This is a genomic window from Vibrio sp. LaRot3 (genome assembly GCF_027587025.1).
Classification (GTDB): Bacteria; Pseudomonadota; Gammaproteobacteria; order Enterobacterales; family Vibrionaceae; genus Vibrio.
Genome location: NZ_JAPPTI010000001.1, coordinates 778,762 through 795,872, shown reverse-complemented (window position 1 = coordinate 795,872; position 17,111 = coordinate 778,762). Strand labels below are relative to the sequence as shown.

Below are 17,111 nucleotides of genomic sequence, written 5' to 3'. Positions count from 1 at the left end.
AGATGAGCAAACTAACGGCTGATATCGAAGCAAACCTAGCACTTTTTGTTGCTGAAACTAAAGAAAACCAACTTGTTTGGGGCCTAAGAAATAACGAAGAGGGCTGGCTTTCTTGTGATTCGACGGAGTTTGAAAACAGCGAAGTAATGCCATTCTGGTCTTCAAAAGAAGATGCACAAACACACAACGTTGAAGAGTGGGCTGATTTCGAAGTTCTAGAAATCCCACTGGACATTTTTGTTGAAGATTGGCTACTGACTCTTGCTGAAGATGGTGTCCTAGTTGGTACTAACTGGAATGCTTCGCTAGAAGGTAAAGAAGTTGAGCCAGCAGATTTGGCTAAGATGTACCTTTAATCGTACTGACTCTTTTGTAAAAACGCCGCATCGCGGCGTTTTTTTGTGCCGTAAAAGAAATACTCAATTTCATTCTCTTACGAGTGGGAGCTTACTCACAATTGCATCTATTGATTAATCCAATCATAAATCAACACGTTGTTCCGCGAACTAACCTCCCGTAAACTTGGCGTTTCATAAAGAAAACAACGAATAACGATGAAACGTCAACTGGCCAAACTTTTGAGTTTATCTTCCCTACTGCTCGCATTTAATACCGCAGCTCAGACTGAACGAGCGTTGTGGGAAGAAACCTATGCTAATGCTCTCAAGGATGATGAAGTTCGGGCTTTATCATTACTACAAGATCGCTATAACGCCCTACAACCCGGAATAGAAAAACTGTACATCAGCGGAAAACTGCATGGCTTTATGACCTTACACGGTCAGCCGTTTTATGGTACTGCAATTAATTTCGACCAGAACTACTCCGCACTTGAAGAACGATTTGTTAGTGCCTTAAACAGTGAAGAGAAGCTAGATTTTCTTCCCGCAAGAAAAAACTATCTGGCACTACTTCAATACGCCGATAATATGGATTCACTGGATGGAAAAATTCTATTTGAGTACCATTTATGTCGACTTTTAAACCGCCAAGCGCAGTACTTGCAGGCAAATACCTATTGCTCATCGCTCAACACTCATATCAGAGATGCGAAAAATCCCGTACTGCCAAAACACATGGCCTTACGAGTCATCGCTAACAACCAAGAATTCATCGGTAACTACCCTGCCTCACTGGCTACCTATCAAGAACTGTTATCTATTATTCCTCACTACGAGGATTCATCTGGTATTTACAACGACGCCGGTTTGTTACTCTCAACCTTGGGTAACTATGACCAAGCGAAAGAGTACATCTCCCATGCATTGAAAATTCGCAGTGATAACATGTCACCACTAAAACTCGCACAATCCCATCACAGTATGGGTAAGATTTTATTGGCGGAAAAAGAATACGAACTTGCGATTACTCACTTTATGCAATCGAAGTTAATCGTCAAAAAGTATAATCATCTGTACGGACAAACCTATGCAGAGTTAGGTTTAGGTAATGCCCATATAGCGTTAAAACAATACGAGCAAGGCAACAAATACCTACTGAGCGCATTGGAAAGTGCGACCAAACAAGAAAACGCCCAGTTAATGGGTGAAATATATCTAACACTGTCGGACGCTTATCAAATCCAAAACAACTACGACACCGCAGAAAAGTATGCGCTAGAGGTGCAAAACCTCGCCCAGTCAATTGGCAGTGAGCGATTAAAAAGCCAAGGTTTGAAAGAGTTAGCAGAGATCGCCGAAGCAAAAGGCGAATTCAATAAAGCGCTCGACTATTACCGCGAATATTCTCATGCAGAACTGATTAAACGTAACAAAGAAAACAATAATGCTTTTGTTGCGCTTGATACCGCACGTCGCAGTTACCTCACCCAGTTAGAAATCTCTAATCTGACTGCTGAAAAAGACTCACTCACTCAACAACTGCTAAAAGCTGAAAAGTACAATGAGCATTATTTACTAGCGATTGCTCTACTCATCCTGTTACAAGGTTTCTTTTTCCACTATCGCCGCGTAGAAAAAGCCAAAGTGGAACAGTGTGAACTCACTGGTGCTCTCAATAGAGCGGCCTCTATTCGCGAGATCAAACGTCAGTCTGCTTTGAATAACCCAGACTATAAACACGTTATTTTGCTGCTTGATTTAGATGACTTTAAGAGTATCAACGACGCCTATGGTCACCCAACTGGCGATAGAGCTTTGAGACACGTCACCAAAATCATTAAAAGTCAGTTATCGAACGGGGATATTCTTGGAAGGCTGGGTGGTGAAGAGTTTGTCGTATTGCTAAAAGAAGTGGATGAACTCGATATTCGTGAGCGTGTTGAACGTATGCACCAAGCAATCGCAAACACCATGTTTAAAGCAGAGAATAGAAAGTCACTAACCGTTACCGCCAGTTTTTCATTTTTAGCGACCTCGCGAGCGCTTAGTGACTTCGATGAGCTCTACTCCATTCTAGATCAAGCTCTCTATCAAGCGAAACAGAATGGTAAGAACTGTATTATTGATGCGTACAACGAACCTATCTATCTGTCGACGTCTGCTTACGTTCCAGTTCAGCCATCACCTGCGAACGATTAGCCAAGTAATCTGATAAGCCTATCTTGCGAAGATCGCAAGATGGGCAATCGCCACAACCATCACCAATGATACCGTTATAGCAAGTCAGTGTTTTCTCTCGGACAAGGTCGAGCGATTGGTACTGATCGGCCATAGCCCATGTTTCCGCTTTGTTCAGCCACATTAACGGCGTTTTAATTTCTAGCGCTTTATCCATGCCTTGCACCAAAGCATTATTCATTGCTTTAACAAAGTCATGGCGGCAATCAGGGTAACCAGAGAAGTCTGTCTCACACACCCCTGTAATCACAGTATTTGCGCCTATTTGATAAGCGTAGATACCCGCTAAGGTAAGAAACAAAATATTGCGTCCAGGCACAAATGAGTTTGGTAGGCCATTCTCTTGCAATTCATGTGAGACTTCGATGTCATCACGAGTCAGCGAACTAATCGCCAGTTCGTTAAGCAAGCCAACATCCATGACTTTATGAGCAACAACACCCAGTTCTTTCGCTAAACTTTGCGCAACTTCAATCTCAAGCTTGTGGCGCTGACCGTAGTCAAAAGTAATGGCATGAACTTCATCATACTCTTTAAGAGCTTGAACAAGACATGTGGTGGAATCTTGACCACCACTAAAAACCACGACTGCTTTATTCATTACTTTATTCCTTTTAGGCAATATCTAGGTATTTGTGAGTTTGAATAGACAAACGCCAGTTTCGAGCGATGCACGTTTCAATACACAACTGAGTAGCTCGAGGCTTTTGGCTAATGGGTTGCAGCGCTATCTGCGTTTTTTCACCAACGCCCGCTCGTGCAATTAGCTCATCTAGTTGTTCGATATCTTTACTCGAACCTACTGGGTGCTTAATTTCATCGGCGCGTAGCAATGCACTATCTAGTACAGGTAGCTTACCCTTCATAGCCACTTTAGGTGACACCGTCACCCAAGTATCGTCGCTTGCAACCACCGGTGATGTTCCACTTGTCTCGATTTGGCAACGGCAACCAATGGCTTCAAATGCTTGAGTTAGTGGAACAAGGTCATAAATACAAGGCTCACCGCCGGTGATCACAATGTGTTTTGCACTGTAGCCTTTTTGACGATATTGCTCGACGATATCTTGTGCGCTTACACTGCACCAAGTAGGAGAATCAGACGTTTTAGCCAATACTTCTTCCAAAGGGCGTTCGTCTTGAGGCGTCGCATCCCAAGTTTGCTTAGTGTCGCACCAAGCACAACCCACAGGGCACTCTTGCAGGCGAACAAACACTGATGGAACACCAGTAAACACGCCCTCTCCCTGAATCGTCTCAAACATTTCGTTAATTTTATACAAGGTACTTCTCTACTTACTTGTCTTGTAAATCCACTTAGGGGCGAGACCTTAAAGGAGTGTGCTTGCAAGATCAACCTCATCAATCGCAGCAACCACTTTGTCTCAAACTATATAGAACCGTTCCCACCACACTACTGCACCACATAACAATCGTTATACAGAAAAATTGCGAGCAACTTCAAAGACTAACGACTATTAATTATTTTTATCATCTCGAGTTGGACTTTTTGTTCATAAATGATTGTTTTTATGAAGATTATTGAAACTTAAATAGTTAAGATGCGTATGCAAACATATAAAATTAGGTACATAAAAATGCTTCGCAACTTATCAGTCAAACAAAAGATAACTTTGCCACTATTTGGCATCATAGCTCTATTTGCTACGAGCTCAGTGATTAACATTGTTACATCGCATAAACAAACAAAGCTGGATAACACGCTCCAACAAGTTGTCCTACCAACTTTGTTTACTATTGAAGATGCGTATCGGGATCTTTACCAAGCCACATCAGCTATCCAAGGTCTTATCTTGGCAGAGGACAACGCCGAGGCCATCGAATACAATCGCTTTGAATATGAAGATAACGCATACAAGGCGATTCCCCGCCTAGAAAAAACCATTGCTGTTGTTGACGCAGGAGTTATCCCTGAAAGCCAACGTAAAGAAGTGAGCAAGCTTGTCGAACTGGCAAATCAATGGCTAACCAGCTACGAGCAACTAGTAAACTCGCCACAATCGCAATGGCAAAGCCAATACCAAAATAACAAACAGCTATATGCCGATCAGTTTGTCGCTGTTCGAAAACAGCTCAACGTCATTAAAGATCAAATTGAAGAACAGCGAACCGTGATTCATAAAGAGATCGAACAAGCATCTAGCACTGCCGAACTCGCTCTGCAAGCGGGTACGATAATCGTCATCTTACTTGCGCTGGCCACTTGCTTTATCCTTATCCGTGCCATTGTTCGTCCTATTGAACACATCAAATCAGCAATGCACGACATTGCAGCAGGCGATGGTGACCTTAATCAAACTATCCAATCAGAATCGAATGACGAGATTGGCCAACTAGCACAAGGCTTTAACCAATTTGTCGCCAAAATTCGGTCGACTATTCAGCAAGTGGTTTCAACAAACGCAGCCGTGCGCAACGAACTTAATGCCATCACGACTATCTCTCAAACTATTGCGAGCCAGACAGCGCAACAACAACAAGAAAGTGAAATGGTGTCGGCAGCGGTCAATGAAATGCAGGCAACAAGCCAAGTGGTTAGTGATAACGCAAGTGAAGCGGCAAACGCAAGCCAGAGTGCGAACCTTGAAGTTCAATCCGCGAATGACACGTTGGATGCCACTGTTAACTCTATTCGTGCCCTTGCTAGCGATATCGAAAATGCAAGTACCGTCGTTCACAACCTTGATTCAGATGTTGGTAACATTGCCTCTGTACTTGACGTGATTAAAGGTATTGCAGAGCAAACTAACCTACTTGCGTTGAATGCAGCCATCGAAGCCGCTCGCGCGGGAGAGCAAGGTCGTGGCTTTGCTGTGGTAGCAGATGAAGTTCGCTCGCTAGCCAGCCGCACGCAGCAAAGTACTGGTGAAATCCACACTATGATTGAGAAGCTTCAGCAAGGCGCTCAGCAAGCCGTTAGTGTGATGGAATCAAGCCAAATAAGTAGCGCGAACACGATTGAATCTGCGGGCCAAGCAAGTCAATCGTTACAGGCCATTTTGACCGCTATTTCGCAAATGAATGATATGAATACCCACATCGCTACCGCTGCAAATCAACAAAACAGCGTCAGTGAAGAAGTCACTGAAAACATCGTTCGTATCGCGGGTAACAGTTCAAACGTTGTGAACATCGCTCAGCAGGCAGAAGATAAAATCGCCGAGCTAAACACTCAGTGCAGTCACTTGGATCACTTAGTGTCTCAATTTAAATGCTGATCATAAAAGCAATAACAGAAGGCCTAGCGAATGCTAGGCCTTTTTATTTGAATACGTAACTTACTTTCTTAATTCGATGCTTTAGACTGCAAACCTTGCCCGTTTTTAACCATAATCAATGCGCAGAACAACAATACAATTACTGGCCATCTTAACGCCTCAAGAATCAATGAATGCATATTGCTGTCACTGGTGTACCCGTGAAGTAAAGAGAACATTAGATTGACTAAAAGTAGCACCGCCAAAGTCACTATCAAGCGCCCTTTTTGCAGCTTGTGCTCGTTAGGAATAAGACGAGAAGCGAAAAACAAACTTGTTAATGTCGCAGCCAAATAAAGGAAGGTTGGCGTTGGCCAAAGCATAAGCACAATACCCCCAACTAACACCAATAACGCCCATGCGCCTTTGCTCTCTGTTAAACTGAAGTTGACCTTAGGATCTTGTTCGACTCGGACAATATGCCAAGCACATAACCATCCCAATACGCCACCCGCCATTAAATCCACCAAAAATGCACTTCCGCTGTAAAATTCAGCCACGCTCAGCCAAAGTATTAATAATAACGATAGGCCCGTATTGCGCCCCCAGCCCCAATTCAGTTTTTGCTTCAACACCGTAAAAACAACCACCCAAACGGCGAGGGTCACGTTAGGTAAACTGAACCCAGCTTGAGCACTTTGGTTTAAACTCGATAAATAAACATGAGGCGCAGGTAATTGCACACCTTGTTGTGCAACCAGAGCCATTATCATCGCAACCGAGAGCGTGAACATCAGCTTTAGGCTAAACGCTCGGCCAAATTGAGCATAGACAATCGGCATGACAACAATCAACAGCCATGGCGATGTCAATTCGAGCCCAGCGAAAATGACCGTCTCAACGAACGCTGCCAAATTGGAAGGCAGTTGGTTTACGCTCATTTGCAAAGTCATTAACCAAGAGAGTTCCAGTCGATTAAAGCTTGGGGCTGCCTCGACTAAATTATCCGCGTACTTAACAGATTGGTTCGTTGCCTGCTGAAACGCATCGACAACGGTATCCCACTGCTGAGGATAGCGATAAGCGCCAACATCAACTGACTCAGGTGCGATAAGTCTTGCTGCGGATGTTTCTACACCATAATGAGGAGCAAACCAGATCGGCAGAGGGTGCGAACCTTGGTTATCTTGACGACTGAACGCGATGATATCGGAATCCGAAATACAATCGTAAAATACCGCCTTTTCGTTGCGCGCCAATTCGTCACCCACCGTGACCACCAGCCCAGTTTCTTCCCACGCTTCACGCTGCGCCGTCTCTTGCGGAGTTTCTACGCCATCGATAGTGCCTGCGGGTAATGAGCTTCTTTGGGTAAGAATTTCATCCACCATCACCAAACGATTATCGGCCTTTATTATACAAACCGCGCCCTTTATCCCTGTTTCAGCCTGTAATGGCAGCGCCATCAACAAGCAAACCCAAAAGCTAAATATAATTCGACCTAGCAAAATACTCTTCTCACTGACTGATTGTTTTGATTAAGCAATCGGCTTTCTTAACCAATGAATATGATGGCTAAAGCCACTATCAAAATAAAACTCACACGCACCCTGATTAAAGTGCCAAACTTCCACGAACACCTCTTTAACTCCATATTCGCAAAAGCGCTGTTCTAACGTTTGGTATAACGCGCTTGCGATACCTTGGCCACGAAACTTGGGGCTAATATACAGCTCATCAACACTGCCCATTTGCACTGGTTGACTGACCGTCGATATCAACTCACAAAAATGGCCAGTAATAAAACCGACAATCTCATCACTAACTTTAGCGACGAACACCAAACAATCGGGATTATCCAAATATCGCGCGATGCTTTTTTCCTGCTCAATCTCCTCTGCCGTTTTGAAGCTGTCGGGCGCTTGAAGATGATGCTCATGATGCAACTCGTACATCAGATCATTGAGCATTTCCAAATCATTACAATGGGCGGGATGAATTAATGGTACTGGCATGGTAACTAGCGTGTGAAATAAAGCATTAGTTTGAGTGGTCACGCTCGCACAATCAATAGATTGAGACGTTTTTTTCGCGCTACATTCAAAGTCGGCAGCAATATCTCATCAAAGATGCGAAACAGCGAACCGCGATCATTTATCTCAATGCTACAACTGCACGCAATTTAATCAAAGAATAGGCAAAAGTGTGCGCTTGAGACGCAGGAATTACACGCACTAGCTGACAATCCTTGCTGGTCGGTCTAGCATGAAGCCAACTTCATTTTCGAACTTCGTAAAAAACATGGAACGCTGCAATACTTTTACTCGTCGAGCTTTAATCGCCATCACCACAGGCGCACTACTTTTAGCAACAGGATGTTCATCGAATCCAGAAACCGACGCATCTCATCTCACTTATCCACCCATCAAATACGCAACATACACATCAGACGGAGACGTTCTGATCGAAAGTTATAATGTTGTTCGCAGTGCGATTACTGATAATCGTTGGTTACCACTGAATGAAACTAACGAAATTAATCAGCAGCTGGATTCACTGTTTCCTGAACTCGAGCAAGCGTCCGTCCTAAGCTTTGACGATCTCGCGACACCGCAGTTTCATCAATCAGTAGAAAAACTGGTGAAAAGCTTTAGCTGCGAACTATATGCAAGCCAGCAGAGTAAAGACTCTGTCCAAATATGTCCGCCAAGCAACGAGATGGCCGCTAACGGCCTCAACTATCTGCCTTTTCATAAAGGCGCAAGATTTGAACAACGTTTGACGATACAGTCACTGAATTCAAACCAAGATATGGAAATGGATCTGTTCCTAAAAAGTGGCGCAGAGAAATCACTAGAAAGCCTTTGGGGCGCGGTTCATACATTGGGGCAGTTTAATAGCAGTACCTTGAGCCCAAACAATCTCGTGCTCACAGTCAATTTGAACGTACACAAAAAGTCCAATGCGGCATCTACTTGGCAGCCAATGCACCGCTCTCCACTGATTTTCTTCGTAGCACTACCTACAGTTGAAGAACTCTTAGCGCAAAGCAATGAGATAACAGCAATGCAATACGCCTACGAGCACGCCAAGTTACTGATGGTAGACAGCCGTTAGTCGCCAGCCACCCGTTGTTAACTTGCTTAAAAAAACAAAGGAGCTCATCGAGCTCCTTTTGCATATTCTAAATACCAGTTTAAGCAGAAACTGGCGTATTGACGTACTTACTCACGTCAACCTCATCAATCTGCTCTGGCGGTAGGTACTTATCCGCGTACTTCTTAAAGCCTCCACTGGTTAAGAACAGCTGGAACAAATCTTTGTCTATGTGGTTGTCATTCGCCATGTGGTGCAAAATATCAATCGCAACACTGAGTGGCTTGGCCTTTTTATATGGTCTATCTGCCGCGGTGAGCGCTTCAAACACATCCGCAATAACCAATATCCTCTCGGGAATGGACAATTGCTCCGCGGTCAATTTACGCGGATAACCTTTACCATCGAGGGTTTCATGGTGAGTAGAAGCATAACGCGGAACTCGAGACAGTTCAGGCGGGAAAGGCAACGCTTCAAGCATCTTGATGCCACTGATCATGTGCTCATTGATTTTGAACCTGTCTTCAGCGGTTAATGTGCCTCGAGAAATCGACAAGTTGTAGATTTCTCCATAATTGTATTGATGCTCTGGCACATCCATTTTAATGCCATGGTTCGGGTCAAACTCCATTGGTCTCACGCGATGAATGATGTGTTCAGGCCTATCAGATAGCAGAGACTCTTCAATCGGTAATGGACCTTGATTTGGCACTCGGGTCAGTTCCTCACACGGTGATAACCCAAGTCGATTATCAAAGTGACGCATCCATGTTTGACTCGCAATGTGTTTAATTCGCTCAACTTTGTCGTCGCTCATAAACTCGCCACCGATATTGGCGTTGGCTATAAACTCAAAGTCTTGCTGCAATTGAGCCTGTTTTTGGTGCCATGTTTCAAACGCTTGCGCCTTATCAACGTCACCATGCATCACACTACGCAAATATTCGATTTCGGCATCACGCCACAACACTTCAAAGCGCGTGCGAATCTCATGAATCCGATTGTAGTTCGCCTCTAACTTAGTGCCTTTATCTACCACATGCTCTGGCGTGGTAATCTTACCGCAATCATGTAGCCACGCTGCAATTCTAAACTCCCTTCGTTCATCATCATTGGCGAAGCGGAAATCTTTGAACTTGCTATCGTTTGAATCTTCAGCGATTTGCGCCAACATCATCCCTAGCTCTGGAACACGATTACAGTGACCCGCGGTATAAGGCGACTTATCATCGATCGCTTGCGCAATTAGACGGATAAACGCTTCGACGAATGCTTCACGCTCTTGCTGATGACGCTCAATTTCTTGCACCATCTCGCGCATTGAAACAGACAGTTCGTGCACTTCTTTGATCCGAGATTCAACCCCCGTCACCGCTTTAAAACGGCGCTGTTTAATTTTCAGTGTTTCCCCTCGCAAACGGGTAATTGGCCTAACAATTGGCGAGCCAAATAACCACGCTACCGGCAGAAACACCATCATAACCAACACAGTAAAACCGACGGACTTCATCAACCTAGCGATCACTTGATGAGTGATCACCTCGCTTGGGATGACAACCGCGAAGTATTCACGCGAACCACTGCTTGAAACAGGCGTAACATAAAAGAACTGCTCATTATTTCCCAATTGAATGACACGGTTGTGCTGAGCATTGTTTTGCGCCATTTGATAAAGGTCTGAATAAGGAACAAAACCGCCACGGGAGACATTTTGGTCTAACCATTTACTCTGCAATGCCTTATGTTGCAACGGCGTCACTTTTTGCAAAGCCTCGCGGATAATAGGAACCACTTGGGCATATTGAGGTTGAACAAACAGGTAAAATGGGACGGTTTCTAAATCAATCAATTTGCCGACTGAAAACGCATCACTGTTACTTACCCCGCGCATTTCTGCCAAGCTTAAATAGCCGTCGACAACATAACGAACCTTACCACTGAGCAATGCTTCACTGGCTTGCTCAAATGAATCGACACCAACAATGTTCGTCGATGGATACAGCTGATGCAGCAGCGTCTCAACGCCCCGCCCTCTGACCACCGCTACTTTGTATTTTCGCAGTTCGAGCCCACTGACTGGCAGTTCATGTTTAGCTAAAGCACTCACACCCAAAGGTGCAGAATAAAGCCTTACCCGATCAGCGGAGTGACCATTGGTTAAACTGGTTGCCGAATGAATAACGTCAAGTTCGCCATTTTCAAAACGCTTCACCAACTGCTGCGAACTAAAGCCGTTCACAAACTCAAACGTTATTCCGGTCATCTTACTCACGACTTCTAACAGCTCGATCGAATAACCCTGAGGCTCTCCTGCGTTGGCAAAATCGTAAGGCCCCCATGCATTTTGGTTCGATACTTTTAACGGCGGAAGCGCGTCGATTAAGGCTCGTTGATCAGCAGACAATTCGAGAGGCTCTGAGCGCGGGATCTTAATTTGCGCCTGCTGAGGTTGATTGGATGCAATCACTTCACCACTTTGTGTAAACAAGAATGCTTCGATGCCTGTATTTTCATCGATGCCCAACGCTTCAGAACTGATTTTTGAGCTGACAGAAGAGAGAACGATATCAACCCCAATCACTATATTATTACTGCGGGTTGAATAGGTTTGTCCGGTGATCTTAAGGTGTTTGAATAGGTAAGGTTCGGTTTTAAAGACTTCAGATTCGTCGGCGGAAGAAAACCAAGGCCGCTGAGTAGGATAATAATTGCTACTTTCGGAAGTCACGCGGGTACGCTCAAACGAGTCGGTAAAGTATTCCGTGGTGCGAATTCGTTCTCCTCGCTCGCTCTTTATTTTTATGATCACCCAACGATCTTGCTCGGATGCCATAATCCGCTCGCGCACAATGGGCGACGATTCCAAATTGATTATCTGATAAAAGTCTTCAAATTCATTGCCGTAATATAGGCTATAAAAAAGTGGATTATCGGAGAGCACTTGAACAAAAATATCACGTATATCTTCCTCACTAAACTGATGCCCTGCGGCAACAGAAACGCTACGCAATATACGGGCGCTGCTTGTCGCATTCACTTCAATTTGCTGAATGTACTCACTGATCTCAGCACTGGCCATCGTTAACTTCGATAGCACATGCTCTTCAGACATTTGGCGACCAAAATAGTATTGCAAACTGATCGCGAAGGTGGCGGTTAATACAGTAGCGAATATAAACATGCTACCGACAGTAAAGCGAATAGAAAACTTTCGAGCCGAACTTGACGTTTGGGTCATCAACTATGCCCTCCTTTGGCATCTTTTCGGGAGGTTCTTTATTGCACTAAACTCGCTGTTATTTTTTATATTTTCCGAGCTAGTGATACATCTTTGGCCTACACATCCATATCAGACCATATTCATAACTATAGAACTAATTCAGTATTGAACCGTATGCACAAAAGTTCAACACAACATCTCCTAAAACTTAATACCAATTGTAACAAAAGTGTCATATAACACTTTTTGCTGAAATCTCAGTGTCATTGTCAGCAATATTTTTAGAGTTTATACTCTAACTTTGCAATCAATAAGAATCGCGCTATGAAACTGCGTAAACTCTCACTATTAGTCAGTTGTTTAGGTCTATGGATACCAACAACGCATGCTGCGCAAATCAGCTTTGATGAAGCATGGCAACTGTTGCAACAAGACAACAACTCGCTCGCCGCGCAGCGAGCTAACGTCGAACGTTACCAGCATTTAGAAAATGCAACTGACAACCTTGATTTACCTCAGCTATCCATTGGCGCGAACTACACCAGACTAGACCAAGACGTGACAGTATCGGGCGAGCAGCTATTCGACAGTACAGGGGCTCATCTGCCCGCGCTTCCTCCGCAGCTTTCACCTATTCTTGCGGCACTAGGTTCTACCACCTCCACCATTACCGAGCGCGACCTTTTTACCTCATCCATTCGTGCGATTTGGCCCATCTTCACGGGTGGTCGAATCAACGCGGCTCAATCTGCCGCCCAAGGCAAAACAGAGCAAGCGCACAGTGAGTTAGCAATGGAGACTCAAGCTCGCTATGAGGATTTAAGCCAATACTATTTCAGTGTTTTGCTTGCAAAAGAAGTGGTACATACCCGCACGCTTGTGGAGAGCGGTTTAACCAAACACAGAGACAACGCCCTCAAGTTAGAGCAGCAAGGACAAATTGCTCGCGTAGAACGTTTGCAAGCAGAAGCTGCGCTAGACAAAGCCAAAGTTGAAACTAAAAAAGCGCAAAAGAACTTAGAGATTGCACAAGCGGCTCTAACCCAAGTTCTTAACCAATCTCAGCCAGTAGAGCCAAGAGACACGCTATTTATCAACCAGCACCTTCCTGCACTAAGCACCTTCGTTGATCAGACTCTAACAACCTACCCGGGGCTTTCACTGTTAGATGCCAAAGAGAAACAAGCGCATAGCTTAATTAAGGCGGAAAAAGGCAAGTTCTACCCTGAGGTCTATTTGTACGGTGATTACAGCTTGCATGAAGATGACTCGCTTGCTGCGCAAATGAAACCCGATTGGATGGTGGGCGTTGGCGTGAATATTCCATTGATTGAATCAACGGGCAGAAGTGAGCAACTTAAAGCAGCGCACAGTGCTGTTAGCCAAGTAAAATACCTTAAAGCCCAAGCTAAGCAAGACCTTGCGGTACTGGTACAAAAAACGTATTTAGAAGCACAGCAAGCACAAGAAGAAACCATCGGTTTGGAATCTAGCTTACGCTTAGCAAAAGAGAACCTTAGCTTGAGACAAAAAGCCTTCTCTCAAGGGCTTTCAACCTCGACGGACGTTGTTGATGCTCAGCTCTACTTAGCCAGTATTCAAACCCAACGCTCAGCGGCAAGTTTTAACTATCTCATCTCACTTTCCAGACTGCTTGCACTTTCAAGCCAAATGGACACTTTCCCTCAATACCAGCACAAAGCGATGACAACCCAAAGCGGTAAGGAACAATAATGAAACACGCTAAAAAACTGTTACTTTCAGCCACCGCAATCGCTATTACTTCATGGGTTGGATACAGCTTCTATCAAGCATATCAACCCAAGCCAGTTCGTTTGCAAGGCCAAATCGAATCTCAGCAGTACAGCATATCCTCTAAGGTTGCTGGCCGAATTGACCAAGTTCTGGTGAGAAAAGGTGACATCGTAACAAAAGACCAGCTCATTTTTACGCTTCACAGCCCAGAAATTGAAGCTAAGCTAGAGCAAGCGAAAGCCGGAGAAAAAGCAGCTGACGCTTTAGCGAAAGAAGCTGAAAAAGGCGCTCGTGCTCAGCAAATCCAAGCAGCGAAAGACCAATGGCAAAAAGCCAAAGCCGCCGCCAACCTGCTAGAAAAAACCTACTTACGCGTAAACAATCTGTATAAAGATGGTGTGGTTGCCGAACAGAAACGTGATGAAGCGAAAACCCAATGGCAAGCAGCAAAATACACTCAAAGCGCCGCTTACCAGATGTATCAGATGGCCAAAGAAGGCGCGCGTGATGAAACCAAACTCGCCGCTGCACAAAAAGCGTTGATGGCAGCTGGTGCGGTAGCAGAGGTCGAAGCCTACGCCGCAGATACGCAAATTAAAAGCTGGTTTAACGGCGAAGTGTCGCAAGTATTGCTGCAAAGTGGCGAGCTCGCGCCACAAGGCTTCCCTGTTGTGACCGTGGTGGACACGCAAGATTCTTGGGCTGTATTTAATGTTCGAGAAGATTGGTTGAAGCACTTTAGTAAAAGCAGCGTGTTTAACGCTTACTTACCCGCGCTAGATAAGTCGATCGAATTTAAAGTGAATCACATCGCCGTAATGGGTGATTTCGCCACATGGCGTTCAACCGATGCTTCTCAAGGCTTTGACCTAAGAACGTTTGAAGTTGAAGCGCGTCCGACTCAGCCACAACCTGAGTTACGCATGGGCATGAGTTTAGCGGTTGAAATTCAATGACCTTCAGCAACGATTCACAGTGGAACATTTTAAGGCGCGACAAATGGTTATTGTCGTGCCTAACTTGGGTACCAATCCTACTCAGTGTTTCGATTTGGGCAATATTCTCGCAAGGTATTGCCCGTAACCTGCCTGTTGGCGTGGTTAACCTTGCGCCCAGCGCGTTGTCGCAAACCTTGATCCGCTACTACGACGCGAGCCCTACGATGGCGGTGACAGCCTCATATCAGAGTATTGAGCAAGCCAAAAACGCGCTGGTTGAAGGGGATATTTACGCTTATGCCATCATCCCTGCCAACTTTGAGCAAGATGTGCTTAAACAATTAGCGCCCCAAGTCAGTGTTTTTTACAACAGCCAAGCCATCTTGATCGGTAAGCTACTCAACTCTGCATTTTTGCAATCTCAAGCGACTTTCAATGCCCAGATATCGACTTTTTCACAACTAAGTCATGGCAATCAAACCCTTTCATCCGCGATGGCCAAGGCAGTACCCATTCGCAGCCAAATTACCCCGCTGTTCAACCTAAATAGTGACTACGCCCAGTTTTTGGTCTCAGCCGTTATCCCTGCGCTATGGCAAATTACCGTGGTGGTATCGACGATTCTTATCCTGGCAGCAAACTTACGTCAACGCGGCTTAACCAATTGGTTAGGTAAGCAACCTTATCGACGATTGGTCATCACTTTAGCGCCGTACTTGCCTGTGTTTGCCTTACAAGGGTTCGCTTTCTTAGTTTGGTTCTATCAAGGGTTCGATTGGCCTATCAATGGCAGCTTAGCGTGGCTTACCATAGGAATCGTGGTCACCACCCTCGCCTGCGTCATCATGGGCAGCTTTTTCTTTTTTATGACCCTTGATGCCGCAAGAGCCATGAGTTTTGCTGGCGCATTTACCGCCCCGAGCTTTGCTTTCATGGGCATTACTTTCCCGGTAACCGATATGAACGGCTTCGCCCAATTTTGGCGTAGCTTACTGCCTATTAGCCACTATATTGAGCTACAGGTTGGTCAAGTAAGTTATGGCGCATCAGCGCATCATGCACTGGTTCAGCTTTTGCCAATGCTCGGTTACCTATTCCCCATGCTGCTATGTATGGCATTAATTCAAAAACACTTACGCAAAGAACCCTTGGTATGACCTTCATTCAGCTAATAAAATCTGAGCTCAAAGCGCTATTCACCAATCCAGTGGTGGTCTTAACCGTATTTGGTGGCGTACTGTTTTACTCGTTCCTCTATCCAATGCCTTACAGCCATCAAACACCACGCGAACAACAGATAAGTGTGGTTAACCTTGATGGAAGCCAAACCAGTTACAAACTTGAGCGTATGGTCGATGCCACGCCGCAAGTGGCTGTCGTTCAACGTGACTATACGATAGAAAGTGCGAAGCAAGCCTTCCTTGCGGGAGATATCAGTGGAATTTTGGTGATTCCTGAGCATTTCTATAAGGATCTTTTGCTCGGTAAAAGCCCTAAGTTAGCCTACGCGGGCGATGCCTCTTACTTCTTGGTCTACGGCACAATTGTTGAGGGTTTAGCTCAAGCGGGCGGAACGCTAGCGGCGCAAACTACAGTCAGTAAACTTGTGATTGAAGGCACTCCTTTATCTCAAGCAGCACAGCAATATACTGCCACCAAACTCAACCTGAAGCCTACTTTTAACCCGAGAATGGGTTACGTGGATTACGTCGTACCAGCGGTGTTCGTGTTGATCTTACAGCAAACTCTGGCAATGGCTGCAGGGCTGATGGGCGGAACGCAAAAATACGGTAAGGGCTATTGGTCTTCGGTTTCTACTCGCCAATTACTGCTAGTACGTATAAGTATTTTAACAGCGATCTATTACCTACTGAGCATGTACTACTTTGGCGCAAGCTTTAGCCAACATGGCATTAGCCAATTAGCCCATGCGACTGAGTTACTTACGTTATTGCTGCCATTTTTGATTGCCTCGAGCGCAATTGGCATATGGCTAGCGTCAATCGTCCCGCGCCGAGAACTGGTTACTTTGATTGTGCTGATCAGCTCTATGCCTCTCATTTTTAGCGCCGGTTTTATTTGGCCAATAGAAGCGATCCCCTACCCAATTGTGTTCATTTCGAATTTGTTCCCGAGCACGCCTGCTATTCAAAGCTTTTTAGCGCTCAATCAAATGGGTGCAGAGTGGGGGCAAATCAAAGTTGGCTACACTCAGTTATGGTTACAAGCCATCGTATGGGTAATGATTGCGGCGCTAAGTTATCGCAAAGAAAAACTCAGCGCTCTGGTTGAGTAATCAATAAAA

Annotated in this window: 13 protein-coding genes; 8 read left to right on the top strand and 5 right to left on the bottom strand. The window is 45.0% G+C overall.

The window, feature by feature from the left end:
• Window positions 1–2: 2 nt before the first annotated feature.
• Window positions 3–356, top strand: coding sequence for a DUF2750 domain-containing protein (locus OH461_RS03700; protein ID WP_270019275.1), 354 nt, complete (start codon window positions 3–5; stop codon window positions 354–356).
• Between the two features lie 198 nt (window positions 357–554).
• The gene (locus OH461_RS03695; protein WP_270019274.1) at window positions 555–2,540 is read left to right on the top strand and encodes a GGDEF domain-containing protein; all 1,986 of its coding nucleotides are present in this window, start codon (window positions 555–557) and stop codon (window positions 2,538–2,540) included.
• Here the strand turns inward: OH461_RS03695 and queC are convergent.
• Both queC and queE read right to left on the bottom strand, forming a co-directional pair.
• A complete protein-coding gene (gene queC, locus OH461_RS03690; RefSeq protein WP_270019273.1) occupies window positions 2,482–3,180 on the bottom strand; it encodes a 7-cyano-7-deazaguanine synthase QueC in 699 nt (232 codons plus the stop codon). The genes OH461_RS03695 and queC overlap by 59 nt on opposite strands.
• A gap of 13 nt (window positions 3,181–3,193) precedes the next feature.
• Window positions 3,194–3,862 (bottom strand): 7-carboxy-7-deazaguanine synthase QueE, encoded by a 669-nt coding sequence (gene queE, locus OH461_RS03685; RefSeq protein WP_270019272.1) that lies wholly within the window; start codon window positions 3,860–3,862, stop codon window positions 3,194–3,196.
• A gap of 315 nt (window positions 3,863–4,177) precedes the next feature.
• On the opposite strand from queE, the gene OH461_RS03680 reads away from it, so the two are divergent.
• On the top strand, window positions 4,178–5,818 hold the full coding sequence (locus OH461_RS03680; RefSeq protein WP_270019271.1) for a methyl-accepting chemotaxis protein: 1,641 nt from the start codon (window positions 4,178–4,180) through the stop codon (window positions 5,816–5,818).
• 68 nt (window positions 5,819–5,886) lie between these two features.
• Here the strand turns inward: OH461_RS03680 and OH461_RS03675 are convergent, their stop codons facing one another.
• A complete protein-coding gene (locus OH461_RS03675; RefSeq protein ID WP_270019270.1) occupies window positions 5,887–7,263 on the bottom strand; it encodes an NUDIX hydrolase in 1,377 nt (458 codons plus the stop codon).
• 72 nt (window positions 7,264–7,335) lie between these two features.
• Complete coding sequence (locus tag OH461_RS03670; RefSeq protein ID WP_270019269.1) at window positions 7,336–7,812, bottom strand: GNAT family N-acetyltransferase; 477 nt, start codon at window positions 7,810–7,812, stop codon at window positions 7,336–7,338.
• Window positions 7,813–8,098: 286 nt separating this feature from the next.
• On the opposite strand from OH461_RS03670, the gene OH461_RS03665 reads away from it, so the two are divergent.
• Complete coding sequence (locus OH461_RS03665; protein ID WP_270019268.1) at window positions 8,099–8,914, top strand: hypothetical protein; 816 nt, start codon at window positions 8,099–8,101, stop codon at window positions 8,912–8,914.
• Between the two features lie 79 nt (window positions 8,915–8,993).
• Here OH461_RS03665 and OH461_RS03660 read toward each other — a convergent pair whose 3' ends face one another.
• Window positions 8,994–12,131: an HD domain-containing phosphohydrolase gene (locus tag OH461_RS03660; protein WP_270019267.1), complete on the bottom strand. Its 3,138-nt coding sequence runs from the start codon at window positions 12,129–12,131 to the stop codon at window positions 8,994–8,996.
• 306 nt (window positions 12,132–12,437) lie between these two features.
• Between OH461_RS03660 and OH461_RS03655 the strand changes: the two genes are divergently transcribed.
• Genes OH461_RS03655 through OH461_RS03640 form a run of 4 tightly spaced genes read left to right on the top strand, consistent with a single transcriptional unit; the run spans window position 12,438 to window position 17,102 of the window.
• Window positions 12,438–13,847 carry a TolC family protein gene (locus OH461_RS03655; protein WP_270019266.1) on the top strand — a complete coding sequence of 470 codons (1,410 nt, stop codon included), beginning with the start codon at window positions 12,438–12,440 and terminating at the stop codon, window positions 13,845–13,847.
• Complete coding sequence (locus OH461_RS03650) at window positions 13,847–14,824, top strand: HlyD family secretion protein (protein ID WP_270019265.1); 978 nt, start codon at window positions 13,847–13,849, stop codon at window positions 14,822–14,824. Before OH461_RS03655 ends, OH461_RS03650 begins: the two co-directional genes overlap by 1 nt.
• Window positions 14,821–15,963, top strand: coding sequence for an ABC transporter permease (locus OH461_RS03645; RefSeq protein WP_270019264.1), 1,143 nt, complete (start codon window positions 14,821–14,823; stop codon window positions 15,961–15,963). The genes OH461_RS03650 and OH461_RS03645 overlap by 4 nt, the downstream gene beginning before the upstream one ends.
• Window positions 15,960–17,102: an ABC transporter permease gene (locus OH461_RS03640; protein WP_270019263.1), complete on the top strand. Its 1,143-nt coding sequence runs from the start codon at window positions 15,960–15,962 to the stop codon at window positions 17,100–17,102. Before OH461_RS03645 ends, OH461_RS03640 begins: the two co-directional genes overlap by 4 nt.
• Window positions 17,103–17,111: the final 9 nt, after the last annotated feature.